We start from the raw sequence: 5,381 nt of genomic DNA, 5'->3' as shown, positions 1-5,381 counted from the left end.
CCCGCCGCGGCCGGAGCGCGCTCGCGGCTGCGGCCCCCGCTGCGGTTCGGCGTGGTCGCGGCGCTGGCCGGGTGCGCGCTGGGCGGCGTCGCGGTGGCGGCGGGCACGGGCATCCTGCACGCCCCGTTCGGCAAGGGGGCCGGTGAGCCCAGACCCGTGGCCAGCGCGACCGCGGGACAGCCGGGCGGCACGCCGATCGCCAAGGACCGCCAGGCGCTGTCCGGCGCCGGGCCCGGCGCGGCCGACAACGATGCCAGAGGCGGGCCGCGGCACGGCGGCAGCACCGACTCCGGATCGGACGGCGGCGCGCTCGGCGACCGGGGCCGCAAGGGCGACGGCGGCAAGCCCACGGACGACGGCGCCGGGAGCGAGGGCGCGGCCGGCGGCGACGGCCGGAAGGGCGGCGCCAAGGACGCCGACGGCCGGACCGCCGCCCTCTGCCGCCAGTACCTGGCGTCCCAGGACGGCGGCGGCTCGGACCTCGACGCGAAGTCGCTGCACAAGCTGGAGCGGGCGGCGGGCGGCAGATCCGCGATCCGCGGCTACTGCGCGGGCGGCAGCGGCGACGGCGGCGCGTCGACGAAGGGGACCGAGGCGGAGTCCGGCGGGACGGGAAAAGAGGACGACGGGAAAGAGGACGCGGGAAAAGAGGACGGGGCCACGGGTGAGCCGACGGGCACCCCGGCGCCCCCGCCTCCGCCGCCCCCGCCGCCGTCTCCGGGCGAGCCGTCGCCCAGCCCGTCCGCGACCGACGACCCCGGCACCGGTACTGGTACCGGCTCCAGCGGGTCCCCGACGCCGGCCCCGGACCCGGCCTGAGCATCCCCGGGCGGGCCGCGGCCTGTGCGCCGGGCGGCCCTCGACCTGATCGTCCGCCCCGCGCGTGGGGCGAGCAGCGGCGCCGAGTCGCGCGCGCCGGCCCGTCTCCCGGCCCGTATGGCGGCCCGTCTCCCGGGCCGTATGGCGGCCTGTTCCCCGGCCCGTATGGCGGCCTGTTCCCCGGCCCGTATGGCGGCCTGTTCCCCGGCCCGTATGGCGGCCTGTTCCCCGGCCCGTATGGCGGCCTGTTCCCCGGCCCGTATGGCGGCCTGTTCCCCGGCCCGTATGGCGGCCTGTTCCCCGGCCCGTATGGCGGCCTGTTCCCCGGCCCGTATGGCGGCCTGTTCCCCGGCCCGTATGGCGGCCTGTTCCCCGGCCCGTATGGCGGCCTGTTCCCCGGCCCGTATGGCGGCCTGTTCCCCGGCCCGTATGGCGGCCTGTTCCCCGGCCCGTATGGCGGCCTGTTCCCCGGCCCGTATGGCGGCCTGTTCCCCGGCCCGTATGGCGGCCTGTTCCCCGGCCCGTATGGCGGCCTGTTCCCCGGCCCGTATGGCGGCCTGTTCCCCGGCCCGTATGGCGGCCTGTTCCCCGGCCCGTATGGCGGCCTGTTCCCCGGCCCGTATGGCGGCCTGTTCCCCGGCCCGTATGGCGGCCTGTTCCCCGGCCCGTATGGCGGCCTGTTCCCCGGCCCGTATGGCGGCCTGTTCCCCGGCCCGTATGGCGGCCTGTTCCCCGGCCCGTATGGCGGCCTGTTCCCCGGCCCGTATGGCGGCCTGTTCCCCGGCCCGTATGGCGGCCTGTTCCCCGGCCCGTATGGCGGCCTGTTCCCCGGCCCGTACGGCGGCCCGTTCCCGGGCCCGTACGGCGGCCCGTCTCCCGGCCCGTACGATCCCCGACCCGCGGCGGCTCGTCGCCGGAGCCGCGCGGTGGCCGCGCCCCTGCCCCGTACGGCCTCCGGTTCGTACGGTTCGTATACGGTCACGGCTACGGTCCCGGCGGGCCCGTGCGGGGCACCGCGGACCGTGCGCGCGCGGGCCGGCCCCCGTCGGCGCGGACGGCGTGTCCCTCCCGGGACCTTCGTCCCCCGTCGGGCCGGGCCGGGAAACGGCCCGGTGAGCGGGCGTCGGCCGGGGCCGGAGGCCGGTTCCCGGGGCCGGGCGCGGTCGGCCGGAGGCCGGTTCCGAGAGCGACGTGACGAGGATCGCGCGTCAGGGTGTGACGTTTTTCCCCGGGGTGACGCTGTAATGAGCGGGCCGACTGGTCATCGGCCGCGCGGGAGCCGAGGTTCCCCCCGTACCGGCGGCACCGCGCAACCTGGCGCGGGCAGGGTCCGTTCCCCCGGCCCTGTCCGCGCCTTTCTCCCCAGCCACTGTGAAAACCCCCGTCCCCACGGGTGACCGGCCGGCCGTCCTCGGCCGGCCGGTCCGTTTTGGCCCCGGAAACCACGGAAACCGGCACCCGCCCCGGGCACCGGCGGACCGCTGCCCGCCCGCTACCGGTAGACGACGACCTTGTCGCCCGCCCGCACCTGGTCGAACACCGCGGCGATCTTGGCTCGATCGCGGACGTTCACGCACCCGTGCGAGGCGCCGCTGTAGCCGCGGGCCGCGAAGTCGGCCGAGTAGTGCACCGCCTGGCCGCCGCTGAAGAACATCGCGAACGGCATGGCGGTGTGGTAGATCGTCGACACGTGGTCGCGGCTCTTGAAGTCCACCGTGAACAGGCCCTCGCGGGTCGGCGTGTACTGCGAGCCGAAGCGCACGTCCATGGCCGCCGCGACCCGGCCGTCGATCATCCACGCGAGCGTGCGGCTGGTCTTGCTGATACACAGCACGTGCCCGGTCAGGCAGCGCGGGTCGGGCTTGGCCAGGGGGTTGGTGGTCGGCGGGTGCAGCTCGTCCCGCGTGGGCGGCCGCGTCGCGCCGCGCAGCGCCGCCCACGTGCGCCGGTCGACCGACCCGGTCGCCGGCAGGCCGTGGCCGCGCTGGAAGGACCGTACGGACGTCTGGGTGACCGTGCCGTAGTAGCCGGTCGGGTTGCGGCCGAACAGGCCGAGCTGCGCCAGCCGCGCCTGGAGCTCGCGCACCCGCTCGCCGCTGGTGCCGGGCGCGACGACCGCCGCGGGCGCGGCCGGGGCGGTTCGGCGCGGCGGGCTCGGGGTGCGCGGCGGCGTGGTGCGGTGGACGCGGGGCCGGTGCGCGGGCCGGTGGTGGGTGCGGGCGGGCGCGGCGCGCGTGGGTTCGCCGGCCCGCGTGGTCTGGGCCGGGCGCGGTGTGCCGGAGCTGCCCGCGCCGCCTTGCAGTTCGGTGGTCTTGCAGCCAGTGGCCAGCGCGGCCGCGGCCGCGGTGATGGCCGCTGTCCGTATCAACGCCTTACGGCGCATGTCACGCCCCCTGTTTCCCGGTGTTCCCCGTTGGTTCCCCTGTTTCCCGGTCTTCCGCCGTATTGCATGCTGCCCGGGGCTGCCGCCTCGCGAACCCTGGCGCATGCTGAGAGGAAGGACCCCGTCCGGATCCTCTCCCGGATGCCGCCCGCACGCCAGGGCGGCCGCCGGGTGGCGACCTCGGGCCGGGCCCGTCCGGCCGCGCCCGGGGCCGGATCCGCCGGGCCGCGGCCCGCTCGGGTAAGGAGGCGAGAGGCGGTGGCGCGTCGTGACTCGGAGTCGGGGTTCCCCATCGAGCCGGTGTACGGGCCGGAGGCGCTGGCCGGCTGGGACCCGGCCGACCGGCTCGGCGCGCCCGGCGCGTACCCCTTCACCCGCGGGGTGTATCCCGCGATGTACACGGCCCGGCCCTGGACCGTGCGGCAGTACGCGGGCTTCGGCACCGCCGCCGAGGCGGGCGCCCGCTACCGCCGGCTGATCGCGCACGGCGGCACGGGCCTGTCCGTGGCCTTCGACCTGCCCACCCAGATGGGCTACGACTCCGACGCGCCCGCCGCCCGCGACGACGTCGGCCGGGCCGGGGTGGCCGTCGACTCGCTGGAGGACATGCGGCTGCTGCTGCGGGGCATCCCGGTGGACCGGGTCTCCACGTCCATGACCATCAACGCGCCGGCCGCCGCGCTGCTGCTGCTCTACCACCTGGTCGCCGACGAGCGGGGCGTGCCCGGCGACCGGCTGGCCGGGACCGTGCAGAACGACATCCTGAAGGAGTACATCGCGCGCGGCACGTACATCTTCCCGCCCGGCCCCTCGCTGCGGCTGACCGCCGACGTGTTCCGCTACTGCCGTGCCGAGCTTCCCCGGTGGAACGCGATCTCGGTGTCCGGCTACCACCTGGCCGAGGCCGGCGCGTCGCCCGCCCAGGAGCTGGCCTTCACCCTCGCCAACGGCATCGCCTACGTCCGTACCGCGCGCGCGGCGGGCCTGGACGTGGACGACTTCGCGCCGCGCCTGTCGTTCTTCTTCGTCGCGCGGACGACGCTGCTGGAGGAGGTGGCGAAGTTCCGGGCGGCCCGGCGGATCTGGGCGCGGGTGATGCGCGAGGAGTTCGGCGCGCGCGACCCGAGGGCGCAGCGGCTGCGCTGCCACGCGCAGACCGCGGGCGCGCAGCTCACCGCGCGGCAGCCGGAGGTCAACCTGGTGCGGGTGGCGCTCCAGGGCCTGGCGGCCGTGCTGGGCGGCGTGCAGTCGCTGCACACCAACGCCTACGACGAGGCCCTGGCCCTGCCGTCGGCCCACTCCGCCCGGCTGGCGCTGCGCACCCAGCAGGTGCTGGCCCACGAGACGGACCTGACCGCGACCGTCGACCCGTTCGCCGGGTCGTACGCGGTGGAGTCGCTGACCGACGCGGTCGAGGAGGCGGCGGTGGCGCTGATGCGGCGGGTGGCGGAGCTGGGCGGGGCCGTGGAGGCGGTGCGGCAGGGCTTCCAGAAGGCCGAGATCGAGCGGGAGGCGTACCGGGTGGCGCGGGAGACCGAGGAGGGCCGCCGGGTGGTCGTCGGCGTCAACCGCTTCACCGGGACGGACCCGGACCGCGCCGCCGAGGGCCCGGCCGGCGGGCCCGCCCCCGCGCCGCACCGGCCGGACCCGGGGGTGGCGGCCCGGCAGGCGGCCCGGCTCGCGCGGCTGCGCGCCGGGCGGGACGGCGCGGCGGTGGCGGCGGCGCTCACGGCGCTGAAGGAGGCGGCCCGGGCGCCCGAGGGCACGGTGAACGTGCTGTACCCGATGCGGGACGCGCTGGCCGCGCACGCCACGGTCGGCGAGGTCTGCGACGCGCTGCGCGAGGTGTGGGGTGTCCACGTCCCCTCCGACGCGGCCCGCTGAGCGGGCCCGGACGGCACCGGGCCCTCACCGGACGGCGTCGGGCCGTCACCGGAGGGAACCGGGCCCTCACCGGACGGCACCGGGCCCTCACCGGACGGCGTCGGGCCGTCACCGGAGGGAACCGGGCCCTCACCGGACGGCACCGGGCCCTCACCGGACGGCGTCGGGCCGTCACCGGAGGGAACCGGGCCCGCCGCCCGTGCCGGGTGCCGTCCGGCGGGGGCCCGACGCCGCCCGGCGGCCCGCGGTGGCCGCCTGGCGGCCCGGGGAGACGGTCCGGCGGTCTGCCGGGGCC

At 77.6% G+C, this 5,381-nt stretch carries 3 protein-coding genes; 2 read left to right on the top strand and 1 reads right to left on the bottom strand.

What is annotated here, in order from left to right; genetic code table 11:
- A partial coding sequence (locus tag RKE29_RS12415) for a hypothetical protein (protein ID WP_312005248.1) occupies positions 1 to 819 on the top strand: 819 nt, incomplete at its 5' end.
- A gap of 1,492 nt (positions 820 to 2,311) precedes the next feature.
- Here the strand turns inward: RKE29_RS12415 and RKE29_RS12410 are convergent.
- Positions 2,312 to 3,202: a L,D-transpeptidase family protein gene (locus RKE29_RS12410; RefSeq protein ID WP_312005247.1), complete on the bottom strand. Its 891-nt coding sequence runs from the start codon at positions 3,200 to 3,202 to the stop codon at positions 2,312 to 2,314.
- Positions 3,203 to 3,460: 258 nt separating this feature from the next.
- Here RKE29_RS12410 and RKE29_RS12405 point away from each other — a divergent pair, with 258 nt between their 5' ends.
- Positions 3,461 to 5,086 (top strand): methylmalonyl-CoA mutase family protein, encoded by a 1,626-nt coding sequence (locus RKE29_RS12405; protein WP_312005246.1) that lies wholly within the window; start codon positions 3,461 to 3,463, stop codon positions 5,084 to 5,086.
- Positions 5,087 to 5,381 lie beyond the last annotated feature (295 nt).

The sequence above is a fragment of the Streptomyces sp. B1866 genome (assembly GCF_031932565.1).
Classification (GTDB): domain Bacteria; phylum Actinomycetota; class Actinomycetes; order Streptomycetales; family Streptomycetaceae; genus Streptomyces.
Note: the sequence above shows the minus strand (reverse complement) of the source record. Positions and strands in the feature narration are given on the sequence as shown.

Excerpts from the sequence above, each read along its gene's own strand:
- RKE29_RS12410 (WP_312005247.1), bottom strand. The coding sequence starts at position 3,202 with ATGCGCCGTAAGGCGTTGATACGGACAGCGGCCATCACCGCGGCCGCG.